The 20,619-nt window shown below is 60.7% G+C and carries 18 protein-coding genes; 5 read left to right on the top strand and 13 right to left on the bottom strand.

The window, feature by feature from the left end; genetic code table 11:
- Position 1: 1 nt before the first annotated feature.
- The 11 genes from P0111_12010 to P0111_12060 all read right to left on the bottom strand — a co-directional run bounded on the left by P0111_12010 (position 2) and on the right by P0111_12060 (position 14,007).
- Positions 2-1,063: an ABC transporter permease subunit gene (locus P0111_12010; GenBank protein ID MDF0644751.1), complete on the bottom strand. Its 1,062-nt coding sequence runs from the start codon at positions 1,061-1,063 to the stop codon at positions 2-4.
- A gap of 9 nt (positions 1,064-1,072) precedes the next feature.
- A complete protein-coding gene (locus P0111_12015) occupies positions 1,073-2,398 on the bottom strand; it encodes a CmpA/NrtA family ABC transporter substrate-binding protein (protein MDF0644752.1) in 1,326 nt (441 codons plus the stop codon).
- 352 nt (positions 2,399-2,750) lie between these two features.
- Positions 2,751-4,160 carry a type I glutamate--ammonia ligase gene (gene glnA, locus P0111_12020; GenBank protein MDF0644753.1) on the bottom strand — a complete coding sequence of 470 codons (1,410 nt, stop codon included), beginning with the start codon at positions 4,158-4,160 and terminating at the stop codon, positions 2,751-2,753.
- Positions 4,161-4,207: 47 nt separating this feature from the next.
- Positions 4,208-6,886 (bottom strand): [protein-PII] uridylyltransferase, encoded by a 2,679-nt coding sequence (glnD, locus tag P0111_12025; protein ID MDF0644754.1) that lies wholly within the window; start codon positions 6,884-6,886, stop codon positions 4,208-4,210.
- A 7-nt stretch (positions 6,887-6,893) separates the two neighbouring features.
- Positions 6,894-7,232 (bottom strand): P-II family nitrogen regulator, encoded by a 339-nt coding sequence (locus P0111_12030; protein ID MDF0644755.1) that lies wholly within the window; start codon positions 7,230-7,232, stop codon positions 6,894-6,896.
- 184 nt (positions 7,233-7,416) lie between these two features.
- Positions 7,417-7,794 (bottom strand): hypothetical protein, encoded by a 378-nt coding sequence (locus P0111_12035; GenBank protein ID MDF0644756.1) that lies wholly within the window; start codon positions 7,792-7,794, stop codon positions 7,417-7,419.
- A gap of 292 nt (positions 7,795-8,086) precedes the next feature.
- Positions 8,087-8,425 carry a P-II family nitrogen regulator gene (locus P0111_12040; protein MDF0644757.1) on the bottom strand — a complete coding sequence of 113 codons (339 nt, stop codon included), beginning with the start codon at positions 8,423-8,425 and terminating at the stop codon, positions 8,087-8,089.
- A gap of 96 nt (positions 8,426-8,521) precedes the next feature.
- On the bottom strand, positions 8,522-9,934 hold the full coding sequence (locus P0111_12045; protein ID MDF0644758.1) for an ammonium transporter: 1,413 nt from the start codon (positions 9,932-9,934) through the stop codon (positions 8,522-8,524).
- Positions 9,935-9,958: 24 nt separating this feature from the next.
- A complete protein-coding gene (locus P0111_12050; GenBank protein ID MDF0644759.1) occupies positions 9,959-11,368 on the bottom strand; it encodes an outer membrane beta-barrel protein in 1,410 nt (469 codons plus the stop codon).
- 405 nt (positions 11,369-11,773) lie between these two features.
- Complete coding sequence (locus P0111_12055; protein MDF0644760.1) at positions 11,774-12,469, bottom strand: response regulator transcription factor; 696 nt, start codon at positions 12,467-12,469, stop codon at positions 11,774-11,776.
- Positions 12,466-14,007 carry a PAS domain S-box protein gene (locus tag P0111_12060; GenBank protein MDF0644761.1) on the bottom strand — a complete coding sequence of 514 codons (1,542 nt, stop codon included), beginning with the start codon at positions 14,005-14,007 and terminating at the stop codon, positions 12,466-12,468. Before P0111_12060 ends, P0111_12055 begins: the two co-directional genes overlap by 4 nt.
- Positions 14,008-14,601: 594 nt before the next feature.
- Here P0111_12060 and P0111_12065 point away from each other — a divergent pair.
- The 5 genes from P0111_12065 (at position 14,602) to P0111_12085 (ending at position 19,023) form a co-directional block, all read left to right on the top strand.
- Positions 14,602-16,047 carry a sensor histidine kinase gene (locus tag P0111_12065; protein ID MDF0644762.1) on the top strand — a complete coding sequence of 482 codons (1,446 nt, stop codon included), beginning with the start codon at positions 14,602-14,604 and terminating at the stop codon, positions 16,045-16,047.
- A gap of 1 nt (position 16,048) precedes the next feature.
- Complete coding sequence (locus P0111_12070) at positions 16,049-16,702, top strand: response regulator transcription factor (protein MDF0644763.1); 654 nt, start codon at positions 16,049-16,051, stop codon at positions 16,700-16,702.
- 260 nt (positions 16,703-16,962) lie between these two features.
- Positions 16,963-17,328 (top strand): hypothetical protein, encoded by a 366-nt coding sequence (locus tag P0111_12075; protein MDF0644764.1) that lies wholly within the window; start codon positions 16,963-16,965, stop codon positions 17,326-17,328.
- A 547-nt stretch (positions 17,329-17,875) separates the two neighbouring features.
- The gene (locus P0111_12080; GenBank protein ID MDF0644765.1) at positions 17,876-18,268 is read left to right on the top strand and encodes a hypothetical protein; all 393 of its coding nucleotides are present in this window, start codon (positions 17,876-17,878) and stop codon (positions 18,266-18,268) included.
- Between the two features lie 386 nt (positions 18,269-18,654).
- On the top strand, positions 18,655-19,023 hold the full coding sequence (locus tag P0111_12085; GenBank protein MDF0644766.1) for a hypothetical protein: 369 nt from the start codon (positions 18,655-18,657) through the stop codon (positions 19,021-19,023).
- 124 nt (positions 19,024-19,147) lie between these two features.
- On the opposite strand, the gene P0111_12090 is transcribed toward P0111_12085, so the two are convergent.
- Both P0111_12090 and P0111_12095 read right to left on the bottom strand, forming a co-directional pair.
- The gene (locus tag P0111_12090; GenBank protein ID MDF0644767.1) at positions 19,148-19,576 is read right to left on the bottom strand and encodes a hypothetical protein; all 429 of its coding nucleotides are present in this window, start codon (positions 19,574-19,576) and stop codon (positions 19,148-19,150) included.
- A 110-nt stretch (positions 19,577-19,686) separates the two neighbouring features.
- Complete coding sequence (locus tag P0111_12095) at positions 19,687-20,616, bottom strand: hypothetical protein (protein ID MDF0644768.1); 930 nt, start codon at positions 20,614-20,616, stop codon at positions 19,687-19,689.
- Between the last annotated feature and the right edge of the window lie 3 nt (positions 20,617-20,619).

Below are 20,619 nucleotides of genomic sequence, written 5' to 3' on the forward strand. Positions count from 1 at the left end.
GTTACTCCTGATACGTGACGAGGCCCGCCAATTTGTTGAAACCTGAGTCCAGCACGACGCCCACCACACCGACCACGAGAATGGCAAAGATGACGCCGGCGATGTCGAGGTTGTTCCACTCGATCCAGCTCAAATAGCCGACGCCGAGTTCACCGAGCAGCATCTCGGCCGGCACCACCGCGACCAGGGCGCTGCCGAACGAAATACGCAATCCGTTGACGATGGTGGGCGCGGCGCCGGGCAAAATCACCTTGAACAAGCGTTTGAACCACGACAGCTGGACGATCGATGCGACATGGAGATATTCCTTTTTCAACGAACTCACCCCGAAAGCCGTCGTCGCGAGCGTGGGCCAAACGGCGGCCATGAAGACGACCAGCATGGCGGTCCACTTCGGATCTTTGACCGTGTAGAGGAGCAGCGGCATCCAGGCCAGGGGCGAAATCGGCTTCAGAATTTGAATGAACGGGTTCGCCGCGCGAAAGAGCACCTTGTTCAGACCCAATATGACTCCGAGCATGATGGCGATCACAGAAGCCGCCAGAAACCCCGCCCCGAAGCGCGACACCGTGTAGAGCACCAGATAGCCGATCCCGTGATCGTTGGTGCCCTTTTTCACGAAGGCCTCGGCCAGCTCCGTGCGGGCCTTTTCCGCGACGGCCAGCGGACCGGGGATACCTTTCACTTTCTCCTTTTCCGGATTCCATGCGTAGGCGCCGTCCGGCAACCGCACGATATCGCCGTTGAATTCCATGAGTTGGAGCTGCTCGTCCGTTAATCCTGCCCGATCGAACGTCGGCCGTAAGGTGAAGAAGTGCCAGGCCAGGAGAAAGATCGCCAGCAGGAAGGCCGAGATGAACCACGGATTGCCTGCCGTCTTACCCGCCGCCGCGCCGCCTCCGGTCTGAGATCCGCCGGCCAGCCCCTTCGCCCAGCCCCCCGCCCTCCTCAACGAGCCGGCGACGCGGAACATGACCGACCGGAGCATGATCAGGGGGAACTCCCCGGTCCGGCCGGCCGGGGAAGCCGGCTCTGACACCATCGTGTCGTTCGTCGATTCCATCGTGGCTCCTTATGCCATGCTGTGAATGGTAAACCCTTTGACGTAGGCCTCGGCTTTGTTCGGATCGAATTCCTTCCCCATGATGACGTGAGTCATCGAGGTGGCCTGATGAACCGGATAACCGAGTTCCTTGGCGATCCGGTCGCAGTCCGCCGCCCGATAGACTTGTTCGGCGACGCCCTTGTAGTTCACGTCTCCTTTCAGGTGCCCCCACCGTTTCATCTGCGTGAGAATCCAGATCGCCATCGAATGCCAGGGATAGGGATCGAAATCGATGCGATGCGGGTCTTTCTTGATGCTCCCCAGCCCGTCGGCATAGGTCCCGGTGAGCACCTGTTCCAACACCGTGACGGGTTGATTGAGGTAATTGGTCGGCGCGATCGCCGCCGCGATTTCCTTGCGATGCGCCGGATCGGCCGCATAGTGGGTGGCATCCACGATCGCCCGCCACATCGCGAGAAACGTGTTCGGATAGGTCGTCGCATACTCTTTGGTGACGGTAAACGCGCAACAGGGGTGCCGATCCCAAATCTCGCGCGACAACTTGTAGATGAAGCCGACGTTTTCGTAGACCGCCCGTTGATTGAACGGATCCGGCCCCAGATAGCCATCGACGTTGCCGGCCTTGAGATTCGCAACCATTTCGGCCGGTGGAATGACGCGAATCTGGACATCCTTGTCGGGATGGACGCCGCCTTCCGCCAGATAATACCGGAGGAGGTAGTTATGCATGGAAAAATCGAACGGCACGCAGAATCGGAATCCCTTCATTTCGGCCGCCGACTTCACATTCTTATGCTTGATGTGCAGCGTGATGGCTTGTCCGTTGATGTTCTCGACCGCCGGCATGTATACCGGCGTCGGGACTGATCCCGCGCCCAGCGTAATCGCGAGCGGCATCGGCGTGAGCATATGCGCCGCATCGACTTCCTTGTTCACCGCCCAGTCTCGGATCATCGCCCAGCCGGCCGCCCGCTTCACGGAAGCATTCAGTCCGTGTTTCTTGTAGAAACCCAGCGGCTCCGCCATGATGATCGGCGTGCCGCATGTGATCGGAATGAACCCGACGCTCACATCGGGCTTTTCCGGTTTCCCGACCGGATCTGCGGCGAACGCCTTGAGCCTCGCCAAGGGAAACAGATCGGCGATCAGCGCCGTCAGCGCCGCCGACCCTAAACCGGCCAGGAGTTGGCGGCGCGTCGGCCCGGCCGCATTCATCACGGCGGCGACGACGGCCCGTTCGACCGTGCGATCGAAATATTCGTCGGCCGACAGCGCCGGCGCCGTCTCGTCCGGCCCCGGGCTGCGCACTCGCGATGGAGTTGGCTCATCCATGATCTGCTCCTTTTCGAATCCGTTCGGCAGGTACCCGAACCCTGCGCGTCAAACACAAAAGGCGTCCTCCCCCCTGTCGGGGAAGGACGCCTTTGTCCCAGAGCGACGGGTCTTCGCCGACCCGTCTCGATCCCGTCACCGATGCCGCAGAAGGCCGTCGCAAAGACCCTCCTGCCGAGCGAAAAATCAAAAGGCGTCCGCCATCCTGTAAGAGAATGACGGACGCCTTTGTCCGTTTGCCCTTCACGTGCCTTGCTGAAGCGCCATTGCTTCGGCAAGGCTTAACGGGACGATGTATACCACGCCCCTTCTCGCATCGTCAACCCGGGCGTTCGACCGAACTGCCGGCCCTCTACACGTCGTAATACAGGAAAAACTCGTACGGATGGGGCCTGAGGCGCATCGTGTCGACTTCTTTGGTCCGCTTGTAGCTGACCCATGCATCGATAAGGTCTTCCGTAAAGACACCGCCCTTGAGGAGGAACTTATGGTCATTCTCAAGGTTCTTCAGGGCCTCATCGAGACTCCCCGGCATCGTCCGGATCTTGGCGGCTTCCTTGGGATCGAGATCGTACAGGTCCTTTTCCGCCGGCTCCCCCGGGTTGATCTTATTTTCGATTCCATCCAACCCGGCCATCAACATCGCGGAAAAGGCGATATACGGATTGCAGCCGGGGTCCGGGAATCGAACTTCGATCCGCTTCGCCTTCGGGCTCGGCGAATACATCGGAATGCGGATGCCCGCCGAACGATTGCGGCTGGAGTAGGCCAGCAACACCGGCGCCTCGAATCCCGGCGTGAGCCGCTTGTAGGAATTCGTCGTCGGATTCGTGAGCGCCGCCAGCGCCGGCGCGTGCTTGAGAATGCCGCCGATGTAGTAGAGACAGGTCTGCGACACGCCCGCATAATCCTTCCCGGCGAACAGCGGCTTGCCCTCCTTCCAGATACTCTGGTGGGTGTGCATGCCCGATCCGTTGTCGCCGAAGATCGGCTTCGGCATGAACGTCACCGTTTTCCCGTGGCGGCGGGCGACGTTCTTCACGATGTACTTGTACATCATCATCTTATCCGCCATCTTGAGCAGCGAATCGAACCGGATGTCGATTTCCGCCTGACCGGCGGTCGCCACCTCGTGGTGGTGTTTCTCCACCGCGATCCCCACCTTCTCCATTTCCAGGATCATCTCGCTCCGGATGTCCTGCTGGGTGTCGGTCGGCGCCACGGGGAAATACCCCTCCTTGTGTCGGATCTTGGCGCCGAGATTGACGCCCTCTTGGCCCATATTCCACACACCTTCTTCGCTGTCGACGAAGTAGTAGCCGCTGTGGCTCGTCTGATCGTAGCGGGCGTGATCGAAAATGAAAAATTCGGCCTCCGGCCCCCAATAGGACGTATCGCCGATCTTGGTGCTCTGCAGATATTTTTCCGCCTTCTGCGCAACATAGCGGGGATCACGCTCGTAGTTCTCCCGGGAGATCGGGTCGATGACGTTGCCGGTGAGGCTCAACGTCGGCACGGCACAGAACGGGTCCATGCAGGCGGTCGCCGGGTCCGGCACCAACAGCATGTCGCTGTTGTTGATCGCCTTCCAGCCACGGATGGACGACCCGTCCAAGCCCGACCCGTCCTTGAACAGGTCTTCCGTCAACTCGCTGGCCGGGATCGTGAAGTGCTGCCACGTCCCGATCAAGTCGACGAATTTGAGGTCGACTACCTGTACCTTGTTTTTCTTCGCAAACTCCAACACCTCGCGAACGTTCATTCCCCTCCTCCTTTCAGACATCCTGATAAACAGCCACCCGATGGATCTTACGCCGCCTTCGCCTCAAGAAACTTCTCGATCGCAGTCTCCACTCCCGCCCGCACGCGCTCGATCAACGCATGATCGCGCAGCTTCCCGCCCGCATGGTCCGTCACATAAAACACGTCGGCGACCTGATCCAGTCGCGTCGAGATTCTGGCGGCGTGGATCGAGAGTCCAAGCTGAAAAATCGCATTGGTGATCACGTACAACAGGCCCTGGCGATCGTCAGCGAAGACGTCGATGATCGTGAATGCGTCCGACGTTTCGTTGTCGATCCGTACTTCCGTCTCTTCCGGCGCTTTCGGCAACGCCCTCGTCGTTTTCAGCCTGGTCCCGCGCCGTAACAGCTCCTCGACATGCTCCCAGCCCTTCAGCACCGCCGAAATGCGCTCGCCGACCATCTGCATCCGGTCGGCCGTCGGTTTGCCGTGGAAATCGGGGTCCATCACTTGGAACGTGTCCACCACGATGCCGTCGGCCCTCGTCAAAATTTGTGCGTCGAGAATTTGCAAGCCGCTGCCGGCCATCACGCCGGCGATCTTGGAAAAGATTCCCGGCGTCAGTCCATTGCGGGTGATGACGGTGTATTCGCACACGCCGAGTTCCCCGTTGAACTCCGATTCCACCAGTACGTCTCCCTGATGGAGGCACCGGACCGCCGCCAGGTGGGCGGCGATCTTGGCCGGCCCAGTGGCATAGAGATACCTGTCTGGAAACTGCTTCAATTCACGTTCGATCCACGCTCGATCGATTTCCGACCGGCCGGCGAGAATCGGTTGGCGGCTCACGTCACCCACCAGTTGAGCCAGCCGTTCCGGCGCCTCCTGCGTCTCTCGCTCGCCGGAAACTTCCGTGATCGTCCGCTGATAGAGTTCGATGAGCAGCGATTCTTTCCACTTTGTCAGCACACCGGGGCCGACCGCGGCGATATCGGCAGCCGTCAGCGCCAAGAGTTTCTTGAGCACTTCCGGCGTTCCGACTTCGCGCGCGAACGGCAGGACCACCTTTTCATCGTTCGGGTCGCGGCGGAATGCCGTATGGGCCATGAGGAGGTGGCGATGGACCAGGAAGCTCAGCGTCCGCGTTTCCTGCTCATCGAAATCCAATCGGGCCGCCACTTCGTCCGCCAACCGTTTCCCGACTTCGCTATGGTCCTCTTCCTGTCCCTTGCCCAAATCGTGCATGAGCACCGCCAGATGCAGAATGTCCTTCCGCTTGATGCTGCGATAGACGTCTCCGAGCAGACTCGCCTCATGCCCCAACGCTTCGGCGCGGCCCACCGCCAGGAGACTGTGCTCATCGACCGTGTATTTGTGATACTGGTTGAACTGCATGAGCCCGCGGACGGTGCTCATCGCCGGCACCAGCTTCTCGAGCAAATGGGCCCGTTGCATGGCTTCCAGCGTCGGCGTGGTTCTCGGCCCCGCCATGATCCGAAGGAAAATCCGGCTCACGTCCGGCTGGTGGAACGCTTCAGCCGACACGTGATCGACATGGCGATGAATGTCTTCCAGCAGCGGCGGATCGATCGTGAGATGCTGCTCCCGCGCCAGGTCGAAGAGTCGTAACAGCAGGCTCGGACTTTCCAGCACCTTGGTGCGGGATTCCTCCGCCACCCCCAGCACGCCGCCCCGAATCACGAAGTCGCGGTCTACCCGCGTGGCCGGCAGGAGTTGCGCGATCCGCCGCCAAAACGACACCCTTCGGCAGCGTTCGACGAAGCGAAGGCAGCGCTCATGCAAGCCCATCGTATGTTTATAGTATTGCTGCATGAATTGTTCGACGGCCAAGAGGTGCGGCTGGTCCTGGAATCCGAAGTGTTGTGCCAGCCACACTTGCTCATCGAACGTCAGAATCTCCTGCGCCGTGCCGGCATGGACGTGCAACAGCGATCGAACCCGCCAGAGAAATTCTCGCGCTTCCGAGAGGGCCATGTAATCCGCCCGGGACAAAATACCGCGGTCCGACAGTTCCCGTATCGTGGGCGCCTGGTAGCGCGCCAGACCCGCCCACTGGAGCAGATGCAGGTCCCGCAGCCCTCCCTTGCTCTTCTTGACGTTCGGTTCGAGCAAATAGACGGTCTCGCCGAACTTTTCATATTCGCGGCGTCGCTCTTCCAGTTTATGATCCAAATAGGTATTCGTCGCCTGCGTCACGACCTTCCGCAGGTACCGGCCATGGAATTCCTGAAAGAGGTCCGCGCTGCCGGCCAGGAAGCGGGCTTCCATCATTGAGGTTTTCACCGTCGAATCCGCGCTCGCCAAGTCGAGGCAATCGGCGATGGTCCGCACACTGTATCCCAGTTGAAATCCGCAATCCCAGAGGGGATGCAACACGGAGCGGACGAAGAATTCGACCTGCTTATCCGAACCGGGCTGAAACAGGAACATGAGATCGATATCGGAGTGGGGAGCCAGTTCTCGGCGCCCGTAGCCTCCCAACGCCATCACGCAGCTTCTGCGAAGCCCCACGTTCGACAGCTCGTCGCCGCCCTGCCGTAGCGCCTGTCGAAAGCGACCGATGACGAGACCGTCGACAAACTCTGTGATCGCGACCAACGTTTCCGCGCCGGACCGGCCTGCCATCACGCGCTCAGCGATGGTCCGGCGATGTTCCTCAAGCAGCGCACCGAGATTCGAGGCCTCGACTGCCGTTCCGATGCCCTGTGATAATTCCCGATCCATCGTGGCTTTACAACGCGGTTTCGCCGGTCTCGCCGGTCCTGATGCGAACGGCCGCGCTCAAATCGCGGACAAAAATCTTTCCGTCGCCGATGCTCCCCGTCTTGGCGGCTCGCGCGATCGTTTCCAACACGCGCGGCACCTGACCGTCCTGTATCGCCACTTCGAGCTTCACCTTGGGGACGAACTCAATGGTGTACTCCTGCCCTCGATAGGTTTCTTTGTGTCCCTTCTGACGTCCGAATCCTTTGACCTCTGTGACGGTCATGCCCTGGACGCCGATCTCCAACAGGGCATCCTTGACCTCATCGAGCTTGAACGGCTTGATGATCGCTTCAACCAATTTCATATCGGTAACCCCCAAAGAGAAATGGATGTGAGGCTCAAAATGTCGGACCTGCTCACCCTGCCCAGCCCCGGCGCTTGGCGCCATACCCGGCAAGGCCGCATGGAGTGCGAACCACGGAGCGTCCTGCGTTCTATATGCGAGCACTTCGCACAACCGAGCACGCCGGTGGTCGATGCCTCCAGCCTCACGAGTAGGCGCCTTCGCTGTGCTGCATCGTATCCAAGCCCGTCGCCTCTTCCTGAGGCCGCACAGGCAGGCCCATGGCTCTGTCGATCCATTTCAGAATCGTATGACTGCCCGGGGACGAGTACACATCGGCGGAGACCACCAGCGTGAGTTGAACGGCACGGTGTCCGTGTGCGGCAAAGAGACCGACAACGAGCATCCCCAGGATGCCGCCGACTCCGTGAATTCCCACGACATTGAGGGGGATTATCATAGCCGAATCGCCTCTTCCACACAATTGCGATGTAGCACGCGACCCCGCCGACAGGGCTATGATCCTGGCTGCAAACGGATCGACGTAGCCGGCGGCCGGCGTGGCCGAGCCCGCGACGGTCACGCGCCGGCAACTCCCGGCGCCGCCATCTCATCAGGGCACCACACCACGCTTGCCGACTGTACCCGATCCGGCCAATCTCAAGCCCCAAAAGAAGGAAAGGCGTCCTCCCGATCCTCGCTGCGCGCAGACCGAAAGGACGCCTTTGTCCTGCTCGTTGTTTCGTTCGACGCCCGGCTCCAGAAGACGCCGCTGTCTTCGGAATGGGTCGGAATTTTATGCCCCCGGCGCCGGGTACGTCAAGCGCTTGTTCTCGTCGTTTCGCTCATCATGCACAGGCACCGCTCACCGCGTCTCACAACGCGCTTTCTCCTGTTTCACCCGTGCGAATGCGAACGACCGAGCTGAGGTCCCGCACAAAGATTTTCCCGTCACCGATGCTCCCGGTCTTCGCCGCCCGTACGATCGCCTCGATCACGCGTTGGACCTGATTGTCGGCTACGGCCAGCTCGATCTTGACTTTGGGAACGAAGTCGATGGTGTACTCGGTGCCTCGGTAGGCTTCTTTATGCCCTTTCTGGCGGCCGAACCCTTTGATTTCCGTCACCGTCATGCCTTGAATCCCGATCTCCTGCAGGGCATCCTTAACCTCATCGATCTTAAAGGGCTTGATAATCGCCTCAATCATTTTCATATCCGCCTCCTCAAGGGACAAACCGGCTGTTGAGCCTGTTCGCGCCGAACCTGATTCGAACGAGAGCCCGTGCTCTGCGTCCACGGCTCCCTGTGGTCATGAATAGGCCGCCTCATGGTGCTGACTGAGATCCAGCCCGTTCACCTCTTCCTCTTTCGTGACTCTGATCCCGATGACGGCGTCGATGCCCTTGAGGATGATATAGGTCCCCACAAACGCGAAGACCCCTGAGACGACGACGGCCGCGAACTGGATGGCGACCTGACCCGGATTCCCGAAAAACAGGCCGTCAGCCCCGGCCGGGTTGATGGCCTTGGAGGCGAATAGCCCGGTGGCGATGGCTCCCCACGAGCCGCCAACCCCGTGAATGCCGAAGGCATCCAGCGCGTCATCGTAGCCGAACTTCCCTTTGAGCACGACGGCGAAATAGCAAATCATCCCGGCGCCGATTCCTATGACGATCGACGGGAGCGGCCCCACAAATCCAGAGGCGGGTGTGATCGCGACCAACCCGGCGACCGCGCCGCTGGCCGCTCCCAACGCCGTGGGTTTCCCCGTGTACATCCATTCGGACACCATCCACGCCAAGGCCGCCGCAGCGGAGGCCGTGTTCGTCACCACGAAGGCGCTCGTCGCCAGCGCCCCCGAGGCCACGGCGCTCCCGGCATTGAATCCGAACCATCCAAACCACAGAAGCGAAGCGCCGATGATCGTGAGCGGGAGATTATGCGGCGGCATGGGTTCAGTCCCGTGACCATGGCGCTTTCCCAACGCCAAGGCGCAGGCTAAGCCCGCGAATCCCGAGCTGATATGGACGACCGTGCCTCCGGCAAAATCCAATGCGCCAAAATTTCTCAGCCACCCTCCGACCGCCCAGACCCAGTGGGCCAACGGATCGTAGATCAAGGTCGCCCACACAAGCACGAACACCAAAAAGGCGCTGAACTTCATTCGTTCCGCGAACGCGCCGGTGATCAAGGCCGGCGTGATCACGGCAAACATGAGCTGAAACACCATGAACGCCTGGTGAGGAATCGTCGCTGCGTAGTCGGCATTCGGGTCCAGCCCGACCCCGTTCAGCCCTAACCACTCGAAGCCTCCGATCAGGTGCGCCTTGTCAGGCCCGAAGGCGAGACTGTATCCCCACAGAACCCACTGCACGCTGATGAGACAGAGGATGATGAACGACTGCAGCATGGTGGCCAGCGCGTTCTTCCTGCGCACCATGCCGCCGTAAAATATCGCCAGGCCCGGCGCCGTCATGGCTAAGACAAGGGCCGATGAGATGAGCACCCAGGCCGTATCCCCCGTGTCGATCTTCGGAGGAGCCGGCGCCGGACTCGCAGCCGCGGGGGAAGTCGCAGGCGTCTGAGGCTGGGTTGGTGTCGCCGTCGGCGAGGTCTGACTTTGAGCCGGCGACTCTTGGGCCCAACCGATAGGCGCCGGCCCCAGGATGCCGACCAAGGCAACCAGGAGCGCGCTCATTGCCACGTGTCTCACAGCTCTCATGATGTCCTCCTTTTTGACTCTCTTTCAGAACACGTACATGACCTCGAACGAGAGGGTCTCCTGGTGATTCGTCGCTCTGCTGCCGTAGAGGAACGGGTTCTTGTTCGACTTGTCATACCGGAACTCGACCCGCGTGATGAGCGGCGGCACCGGCTTGAACTGCAGCGTCGGCGTGAGCTCCCAGACCGTCTGAGCCACAGGGAACGCGGGCGTGGTATTCGTCGCTCCGGCGCAGGTATTCGTGCCTCCACCGGTGTTCCAGGTGCCGGTGCATAGACGGCTTCCCCCCGCGTCTTCATAAATTTCTCCCCGGAAGCGGAAACTCCACCTCTCGTCGAAGTCGTGAATCAGATAGCCGGCCACCCCGTTCCAACGCGCATTCGCCGGAAGACTGGGGTTCACCGCCCTCGCCGGATTGTTCGACTCGTTGACGTAATACGGTTCCAGCACGACCGTGTCCTTGTCCGTCGGCTTCATCGTGATGATGAGTCCATTCGCAAAGCGCTTGGCGGAGGGGTCCCCGACCGCGCCGCCGGTCGGAGTAGGACCGGTCGCCGTGGTGGTGCCCGGCAGCGGGGAGGTAAAGGTGTCCCCGTAGTTCCGGTTCGCCTGTTCCGGCCCGTAGGAGCCGTACCAACTGATGCCGAATTTTTCGCTCGGCGTCAAAGCCACCAGGTACTCGATCGTTTTCCCCCTGTTGTTGTCATCCACGTTGTCCCATCCGTTGACGACCCCGAACGAGGCCAACACCATGGGATTGAACGTGTAGGTGAACCGAAGACCGGTCGTCGTGAAGGCTTGGCCCGTTCCGAACATGAAGGAGCGGGAAAAGTTGACATTTTCCCAGCTATTGATCACCTCATACCCGATGAGTGTATTCATCTTGCCGAACTGCACCTTGAGGCCGTTGCCGATCGGGAAGATGTATTCGGCGTAGAGTTCCTGAAAATCCAGCTCGTCGTTGCTGGTCCCTACTTGGTAATTCGTCCGCGCCCGGATCACCCGCGAGTCGAGGCCATAATTCAACCTGACGCGGAATCCGGCCCGGTCAAGGAGACTGCCGCCCGCATCCGCCGGTCGTTCCAGCATGATCTGGGCCAGATGCGGCATGAAGGCGTTGGCATTCGTGTCGAAGATATGCGCTTGGTTGAGGTTGCTGTCGGGATTGTTGAAGTTCTGAGTATACGCCACATCCACAAACCCTGAGATCTTGAACCCCAGCGTCTTCCAGAGGGATGGCGCATCCATCTTCTTTTCCAGATTCTCAAGCCGTTCGAGCACCTCAGGAGATGCCGCGCCGGCCGGCGGCGCCGGTTCCGCTCCGAAGCACACCGGCGCAGACAGTGCGGCAAGAAGGCTGCCGATCGTCAGCACGAGGCTGATACAGCCAGCGGATCGTGCGAGGAAGCGTGTCACCAACGTCCTTGGTTGCATTCGAATCCTCCTCTTCGTTGCGTCCCCGTAATCACGGCACGTGCCGGGGCCGGAGCGCATTTCATCCTCTTCCGCCATTACCCCCATGCCCTTCGCATGTTGCAGGAGAGAGGTCGCCTCTTTGTGCCTGACAACCTCGGCTGCTGTGTCGGGAGGACGCCATCCGCTGCGCGTCTCAAAAAAAACGTCCTTCCCCCATGAGGGGCAAAGGACGCCGGTGTCCTGAGCCGCATCTGCAGCCGATGGGAAACGCCGTTGTTTCCCGCACCCACATCGGGGACGCATGGCGTCGCCCCCGTCGCGGCGCTGATCCTTAGCAATTACGGTCAAAAGGGGAAAGCGGGGAAACGAGCAGCGAGTGAAGCCAGCGCCAGGAAAACCCTGGCACCAAGGGAATGGAGGGATCTATGGAGTCGTCGGCAGATCCGGCTCATCGAGGCCGTCCGCTCGCAAAAAACCGGTCGCGAGCGCGTACCGATGGAGTTGCACGCGGGTCTGCAGGCCGAGCTTCTCCTGCACGCGGGCTCGGTAGCTTTCGACGGACTTGACGCTCAGGTCCAGCCGCTCGGCGATCTGTCGATTCGTATAACCCTGCGCGACCATGATCAAGACCTCGCGTTCGCGCTTGCTGAGTGAGGTGGCGCTGTGATGCGGCGGACCGTCGGCGCCGGTGAGGTCGACCCCCAGCGCAGACTGGGCGAGCACTTCTTGACTACGAGAACAGAGATATTTCTTCCCCCCGACAACGGTCCGGATCGCCGTGAGCAGCTCGGCATCCGCGGCCTTCTTGAGGACGTAGCCCACCGCGCCCGCGTCGAAGGCGGCGCGCACATAGGCGATGTCTTCGTACATCGACAGGACCAGGACGCGCGCGCGCGGACAACGTCGCCGGATCTCCGGGATCGCCTGCAGACCGGTGCTCTTCGGCATGGAGAGGTCGAGCAACACCACATCCGGCTTCGCCTCGGCGACCCTTGTCACGGTCTCATTTCCGTCGGTGGCCTCGGCGATCACGCGCATATCCGACTGGGCCTCGACCAACATGCGCAGCCCGGCGCGGAGAATGGCATGGTCATCGGCGATCAGCAGGCGGATGGTCATGGTGAGGCTCCGGACGAGAGCGGAATGTCCAGGTACACCGTCGTCCCGTGCTCTTTGGCCGACTCGACCGTGAGGACGCCGCTGAACAGCTTCGCTCGTTCTTGCATGCCGTACAATCCGAGAGACCCGTTCTGTGCGGCGGTCCGGCGGACGGCCTCCGGATCGAAGCCGCAGCCGTCGTCTTCCACCACCAGCCGAACCGAGGAGGCGGTCGGCTGGATCAGGACGCTTGCCGTTGTCGCGTGGGCGTGTTTGGCGATGTTGGTCAGGGCTTCCTGCACGATCCGGTAGAGTGCGGTTTCAACGGACGGCGGTAAGTGGAGCCCGGCCAAATGTCCCACGTGCAGTTCCACGCGAATCCCATGGGCTCGGGCGAAGTCGGTGCAGAGACGCTGCAATGCCGCCGCCAATCCCATTTCATCCAGCAGCGCCGGTCGGAGGCCCTGGACCATGCGCTGGAGTTCATCCAGCGTCTGCGCGGCAACCTGTCGCAGCTTGGCCGCATGCTCACGAATGGCATCCAGGGTCGATAGTTCCTCGACGTTTCGAAGTCCGAGCAAGAGAGAGGCAAGGGCCTGCTCGGTCTCGTCGTGCAATTCACGCGCAATCCGCTGCCGCTCTTCCTCCTGGGCACTGATCAGCCGGTCGACCAGATGGACGCGCATTTCCTCCGCACGCTTTCGCTCAGTGATGTCCCGGAACGTGATGACTGCACCGGTGAGGAGCCCCCCTTCATAGAGCGGAGATGAGGACAACTCGGCAGGAAAGCAACTTCCATCTCGAGTCCAGAGGATTTCATCATCGACGCGACACGACTGTCCGGTCCGATACGCATGAGAGAGCGCGCATGTCTCGTCGGAGAAAGACGAGCCGTCCTGCCGGCTGGGGCGGGTCAACTCGTGGATGCGCCGGCCGATCAGGTCTTCAGGTTGATATCCCAATAACGCCGCGCCGGCTCTGTTGATAAAGGTACACCGTCCTTCGAGATCCATTCCGTAGATTCCTTCACCGGTCGATTCCAGCAACCCGATATGCTGCGAGCGGGCCGTCACGACCTTATTGACCAGGAAGGAGGTGTGAATAGCCAACCCCGCATTGACCGCCAGGGTCCCGATCGTCTCAGCATCCAGGTCCGTGAATTCGCCCGCCCGCCCCTGTTCCTTGACGAGATAGAGCCGGCCGAAGAGTCCATCATGCACCTTCACCGCCGTCCCGCAGAAGGTATACAGGGACGGACGAGGAAGGAGCGTTCTACCGTTGTCTGGTTGAAGCGTGAGATCTCTGAGGCGGAGCACGTGGTGCCCGTGGTCGAGCTTGCCGAGGAGACCTCGTTCGATGAGCACAGCCTCGATCGCCTGCCTCCGTGCTTCACCCATTTTCACAGAGAAAGCCTGAGCTGGAGGCGGTCCGCATTTGTCGAACATCACAAGGGAGCCGGATTCCGCCTCAGACAGCTCCACGGCGGCGTCCAGAACCAGTTGCGCAAGAAAGTTGAGCGACCATCCTTTGTGCTGGAGAGCCTTACTGACCGCATACAATGTCGCGATCCTGCGCTCAGTGGTCCTCTGCCGTCGGAGCCGATCGGCTCTGCTTGGTCCCGGCTCAACCGCCTGGCGTCGCACAGGATTATCTCCCCTTTCGCCTTTCATGGTTGCTCAGGGCGCGGCTCGGCCCTACCCGGCCGCATCTTGCCACTCCGCTCCTCAAAAGAAAAGGACGAAGCCTCGCGTGGACTGTCACGGCTCCTCCGACTCCGGTAGGCAGGCCCCGAGTCGGTCGATGGGGAACTCGCCGTAGTCCCTTCTTGGCCCTCCGAGGCCGGCAACTGTCTCCATTCCAGGCCGTCCGTCAAATCCCGACACCTTACTCCCGTCACTTGGGAACGGCTACATGCCCCCGCAAACTCCCCGAGACCCGAATGCCCGGAGGACATCGTGGGCAATTGTCGCATCCCGACCGAGAATCCGTCTACGTGGTGTTCTCCCCAACCGGGCCGTCGAGATCATGAGTTACTCTCCCCTAGTCTCTCACCCCTCAAACCGGCACTGAGACGTTGCCTTTGGGAGATCATTCAGACAGACTAGGGCGCCGGGGAAAAACGAGAGAGTCCACCGGCCCAGCGCGGAGAGAGGATGGATCGAACAACGCTCATGGTGCCGGCCGGAACGGCCGGTATGATCTTCTTCCTCGATGTCTTTTCGTCGCCCACCGTGGCCTGGTGGATTCTGTACTTTTTTCCCTTCCTGTCGGCGTTCTCGCTGCCGCACCGGATGGCGCCTATCCTCTTCGGAACCCTCGCAACGGTTCTGATTGTGATCGGAGCGCTCCTCCCCGGCTCTCCTTCCCCCGATTGGCCTGAGCTGGCCGGCCGCGGCTTAACGATTGCCGTCTTATGGGGGAGTATTCCCCTTCTCAGGCGGCTTCAAGACAGGCACCGGACGCCGTCGGCTTCACCGGACCTCGTCCATCATGAAGCACAGAAACGGCTTCGCCATTTGTTCGGCGAACGCGTGAAGGAACTGACCGCGCTCCATCGGACCGTTCACCTCCTGCAAGACAGCGCCAAACCGATTGAAGAGGTGTTGAGTCAGATCGTCGCGCTGCTGCCTCCCGCCTGGCAGTATCCCGAGATCGCCCTTGCCCGCATTACGTTCGGCGACCTGGTCTTTACCACTCCGAGCTTCGTCGAATCGCCGTGGAAGCAGACGGCCTCCTGGGTCACGCTGGACGGGGTGAGCGGAACGATCGAGGTGATCTATCGTGAAGCGAGACCGCCGGAAGTCGAAGGCCCGTTTCTCGCCGAGGAGCGCGACTTGATGAATTCATTGGCCGACAGCCTCTCCTCTTATCTCAATCGCCGTCGCGCGGAACTGGCCCTTCGCGAAGCCCATGAGCGCATGCAGGCCCTCTCCCAGCAACTGATGGAGGTTCAAGAGAGCGAGCGTCGCCGCCTCGCGCTCGATCTGCACGACGAGATCGGCCAAGCCCTCACCGTCGTGAAAATGAACCTGCAAACGATGCAACGCTGCCAGGACACCTCGGACCTCGCGGGTCTGCTGAAGGATAGCTCGACCGTCATCGACCAAACCCTGCACCATGTCCGCGATCTCTCGCTCGAGTTGCGCCCCTCACTGCTGGATGACCTTGGACTCGTGCCGGCCGTGCGCTGGTATCTGAATCGCCAAGCTCAGCGGGCCGGCTGGAGCGTCGACGTGCAGATGGACGAATCCCTTTCGCCGTCGCAAGATGTGGCCATCGCGTGCTACCGCGTCATCCAGGAAGCCATTACGAACATCATCCGCCATGCGAACGCAACCCGCGTCACGGTATCGCTACAGCTGCACGAGGGTAATCTCCTCCTCCACATCCGTGATAATGGGGACGGGTTCGAGACCCAGAAAGCGTTAGCCGACGCGACGAATGGCCGAAGCATGGGTTTGCTCGGGATGCAAGAACGCATTCGGTTTTTGAATGGAACCATCTCCATCGACTCCACCCCGGGACACGGGACCGAGGTCCGGGCGCTGGTTCCTTTATCACCTGCTTCATCAACTTCTCAGTCCGAGGTCTCGACCTAAGATGAGTGCGATTCGCGTGCTCCTGGCGGATGACCATAGCCTGATGAGGGCCGGCCTTCGGGCGCTCTTGAAGAGTCTTGCGCTGGTCCAGGTCGTCGCGGAGGCAGGGAACGGACACGAGGCGATCCAGCTTGCCGAGCAACATCAGCCCGATATTGTGATCATGGATATCGGCATGCCGGGGCTCAATGGCTTAGAGGCCGCGGCGAGAATAGTGAAACTCAGTCCGGCGCCTCGAGTCATGGTCCTCTCGATGCATGCCAATGAAGAATACGTCCGGCGCGCCCTGCAGGCCGGAGCGGCAGGCTATCTGCTCAAGGGCGCGGAGCCGGCCGAGTTAGAGCTGGCCATTCAGGCCGTAATGCGCGGAGAAACCTACCTCACACCGGCCGTGTCGAAGCTGGTCGTCCAAGACTATCTCCATGGCGGGGGACCGAAGTCCGATTCGCTCCAGGAGCTTACCCCACGCCAACGGGAAATCCTGCAACTCGTTGCGGAGGGCCATTCGAGCAAAGAGATCGCCAACAAGCTCAACCTCAGCATCAAGACCGTGGAGACCCACCGGGGCGAGTTGATGAACCGACTCAACATCCACGATATCGCCGGGCTCGTCCGGTACGCCATTCGTACCGGTCTCGTGACACCTGAATCGTAGCCCGCTTCCGCCTGACCCCCATCGCCCCCTCCATCGCCCTCCCCGCATCACCCCCCGACTCTGCGGAATCGCCGACTGAAGATCCAGTGTATCCTCCCGGGCGTCCTCAGGGGTTCCCCCGATACCCGTGATCGCCATCCAGTCGGATAATGGCAAGCAGATAACAGGCGGTGCCGTAGACAATCAGACGGACTAACCCAGGCAATGATCTCAGGAGGTGGCCGATGACGAGGACGGGGCAGAACCAGACAATGAGACGTATGCTGTTGGCGATCTCGGCGGTGCTCTCGCTCGCTTTGATCGGGACTGTGGGCAACTCCTTCGCGACAGATCAAGTCATCCCGAACGACCTCGAAACCCGGGTCGCGTCAGACGGTACGGCTGAGGATCATCTTGCCGCAGCACTCCTCTACCAGAAAGAGGCCCAGCGAGCGCAGGCCGAGGTGAACAAGTACCAGCAGACAGCGGCCTCCATCCGGCCCATCGAAGATCCCAAAGGGTTCCGGCGGAACGCGCTGACGACGGCGGCGCAGACGCACCAGCTGTATGCAGGCGAAATGCAGCAGCTCTATGCCGCGCATCAGACAAAAGCCGACACCATGCTGGGCAAGCATCAGCCGCAGTAGGAATCCCGCACAGGGCCGAGATGATCCGGATCGTGTGTCCCGATCATCTTGGCCCACGCAATATTCTTTCCGTCGTCACCTCGATCTCCGACATCCGCGACAGACTGGCCCCCTGAGTGCTCTACCTCCCCTAGCATAGCCCTTCTATCTATATCCACAGTATCCACAGTGCAGATGGGTTACCGTCTTCGCGCGCGCCGCATTCAATACCACGTGGCGGCAGCGTTCCGAGCGAATGCGCCTCCTTCTCGACGAGGGTCGCCGTACGCCGGGCCTGAACCAAATTCCCGACCTGTCGATGTCGTCGATTGACCGTTTGCTAGAACGGCTATTCCATTGCCGCATGTCTCGGAAGAGGTTCGGTTGATGTCCCTGCGCGGCATTCCCACGACTCCACACATGACGGACGGCTCTCCCGCCGAGCGGATGACGGCAAGACCTTGTACCTTCCGAAAGGAGGTCTTGCTATAATGCGCCGGCTTGATCATGCGGCTCCAAGCGACGGTCCCAGGAAACAGGCCATGGAATCATCCCAAGGAGGTGCACGATGCGATCCGTCCTAGTTCTTATCATTGGTTTCCTGCTGGGAATCGCGGTCATCACCATGAAAACGGGCGCCCCATCCCTACCCATCACACCGTCCGTGAATGCGGCTGACGGGTCGGTGGAACAAGGGTCTGATAAACCGTTCGGTCCTGAGGATCTCTTAGCGGAGGCGGAGGTCTACGACCACGAAGCCGATATCATTCAAGCCGAAGTGATGCAGTATAAGCGGAGGGCGGCGGCCATGACCTCGACTACGGACCCGAAAGGCTTTCGGCGAGCGGCGATGACGACGGCGGCGCAGTCGAAATCCAAAGCGGTGGCCGAGTTGAGGCAGCTTGCCGCGCATCATCGCGCTGAGGCGAACCGAATGACGGCCAAACAGTCATCACCGTAGGCTCTGCAAGGACTCTCGTTACGGAAGGCGGTGATTGGCAAGCCTGGTTTGAAAGGGGACTGGCCCCGTCAAGGACGCCGGAGTCAGTCCCCGAGCAGCATTATAAGAAACCGAGCGATGAGCCCGCCATGGCGTCAGCCCACTCTCGCTAGCCCCCACCAGTACCCCATCACTCCCCCTCAGACCCTGCGGAATCGCCGACTTAAGATCCAGTGCATCCCCCTGGGCGTTCTCAGGGGTTCCCCCGATATCCGTGATCGCCATCCAGCCGGATAATGGCAAGCAGATAACAGGCGGTGCCGTAGACAGCCAGACGGACTAACCCAGGCAATGATCTCAGGAGGTGGCCGATGACGAGGACGGGGCAGAACCAGACAATGAGACGTATGCTGTCGGCGATCCCGGCGGTGCTCTCGCTCGCTTTGATCGGGACTGTAGGCTGCTCCTTCGCGACAGATCAAGTCCTCCCGAGCGACCTTGAAACCCGCGTCGCGTCAGGCGGTACGGCTGAGGATCATCTTGCCGCAGCACTCCTCTACCAGAAAGAGGCCCAGCGAGCGCAGGCCGAGGTGAACAAGTACCAGCAGACAGCGGCCTCCATCCGGCCCATCGAAGATCCCAAAGGGTTCCGGCGGAACGCGCTGACGACGGCGGCGCAGACGCACCAGCTGTATGCAGGCGAAATGCAGCAGCTCTATGCCGCGCATCAGACGAAGGCCGACACCATGCTGGGCAAGCATCAGCCGACCCAATAAGAGATATTTGGGGGGGTCGATATCCTCAGATTGGACGGCGGCTGTTTAGCTAGAGGGGCTTAGATCAGCCAGCCGTCCAGGTTATTTTCCGCCCTGCCGAATCGTTCTCTGTTCAGACAGCAGTTCATTTCTCCTTCCCTGCATGCTTCGCTTTCTCCATCAACAACTCTGCCTCAATGCGATGAGTCCTGGCATGAAAACGAAGCTCGCCTGCCATCGCCCTGTGTGAGTCTGCCGCGACTTTTTTCCCATCTCGCCGGAAGCCCTTCGTATCCGTGAGAGAAGTGATGGTAGCCGCCTTTTGTTCGTAGCGCTGCGCCTCCTTCTCATGATGTTCCGCTTCCTGATCATACTGTTTCGCCTTGTCGAGGAGTTCCTGCACGATGTCCTCGTCTTCCGCCACCTCGTCTCCCGCGAGCGCTTCATGGACCCCACCGGACACGGACGATTCAGGCTGATGCCTGAGCAACGATCCCGGAAGACCGGTCATGCTAAGAGCAACAACTCCGACGATCGCCACGAGAGCCATGAGAATTCGGATACGTAGGCGCATCGCAATGGACCTCCTTCAATTGGATAAGGGATGAGCACTGTTCGCGACGGTCAGAGTGCGACTCAAGCCTGCGTAAATCTGCACTCTCCGATGATCGCACCTCTGTCCGATCACCCGACCGGACAGGGCAGCCTTCTCACGTCGGCGTGGTTCACCCAGCCTGCCAGTCCGGCTTCGGTCTCTACGCGAAAATAGGCCGCGTCGACCGGTTCGGCGACGGCCATGACGGAACCTGCATCGAACATCGTAATGACGTGTCCGTCGCCCCTCGCCGACCTCACAGGGGCTGCCTCGTGTCTCGGCGCCAGACAGACCAACGGCAGAGTCGAGACCGCGTCCTCCTCCCGATGCACCGAGGAGGTTGCAGCAGATCGCTCGACCGGTAACGCAAGCGACGCCACTTGTTCTCCGGTTGCGGGCTTCCGGTCTGCGCGACCCGTCGATTCCGACGCTCGCGGCTCATCCACCGGCCGAACTTCTGAAATCTGTTCACGAAGCGCCTGGGCGAGACGCAACAGGAGCGCGGCACCAGACTTCGGCTCAGACTCCATCGGTCCCACGACACCATCATACCTGTCATGCCTTTCCAAGCCCATTCCAGCGGCAATGAGAGCGATTCGGTATCCCTCGGCGTACAGTTGGATGCACGCCGTATACTTGCCAAGCCCCGAAGATCCGCCGGCCTCTGTCGCCAGCGCATGCACCACCGCCATACTCTCCGGGCAATTCACTTGTGGAACGTTGACCACTCCCAACCGATCGAGGCGCACCTGACGATTCTCAATCGTGAAGGGAGCAGGCTTGGCCGGCAAGGGGGACGGGACGCTGCCCTCAGCAATCCGAGGCGACTTCGCCAGCGTTCGAGCAAAGGCGCGCTCGACCGCCCGGATTACGGCATTGGCTTCAAGCGTGGCGGGAAGATCGTACGATTGAGAGAGAACGGCGCGAGGCGTTGTTCCGGGGGTCGACGCACAACCGGTGACGAATAGAGTCATGAACAGGGCAAAAACGACGTGGAGAAAGACAAGTGACCGTGTCATTTC

This window comes from Nitrospira sp., assembly GCA_029194535.1.
In the GTDB taxonomy this organism is placed as follows: domain Bacteria; phylum Nitrospirota; class Nitrospiria; order Nitrospirales; family Nitrospiraceae; genus Nitrospira_C.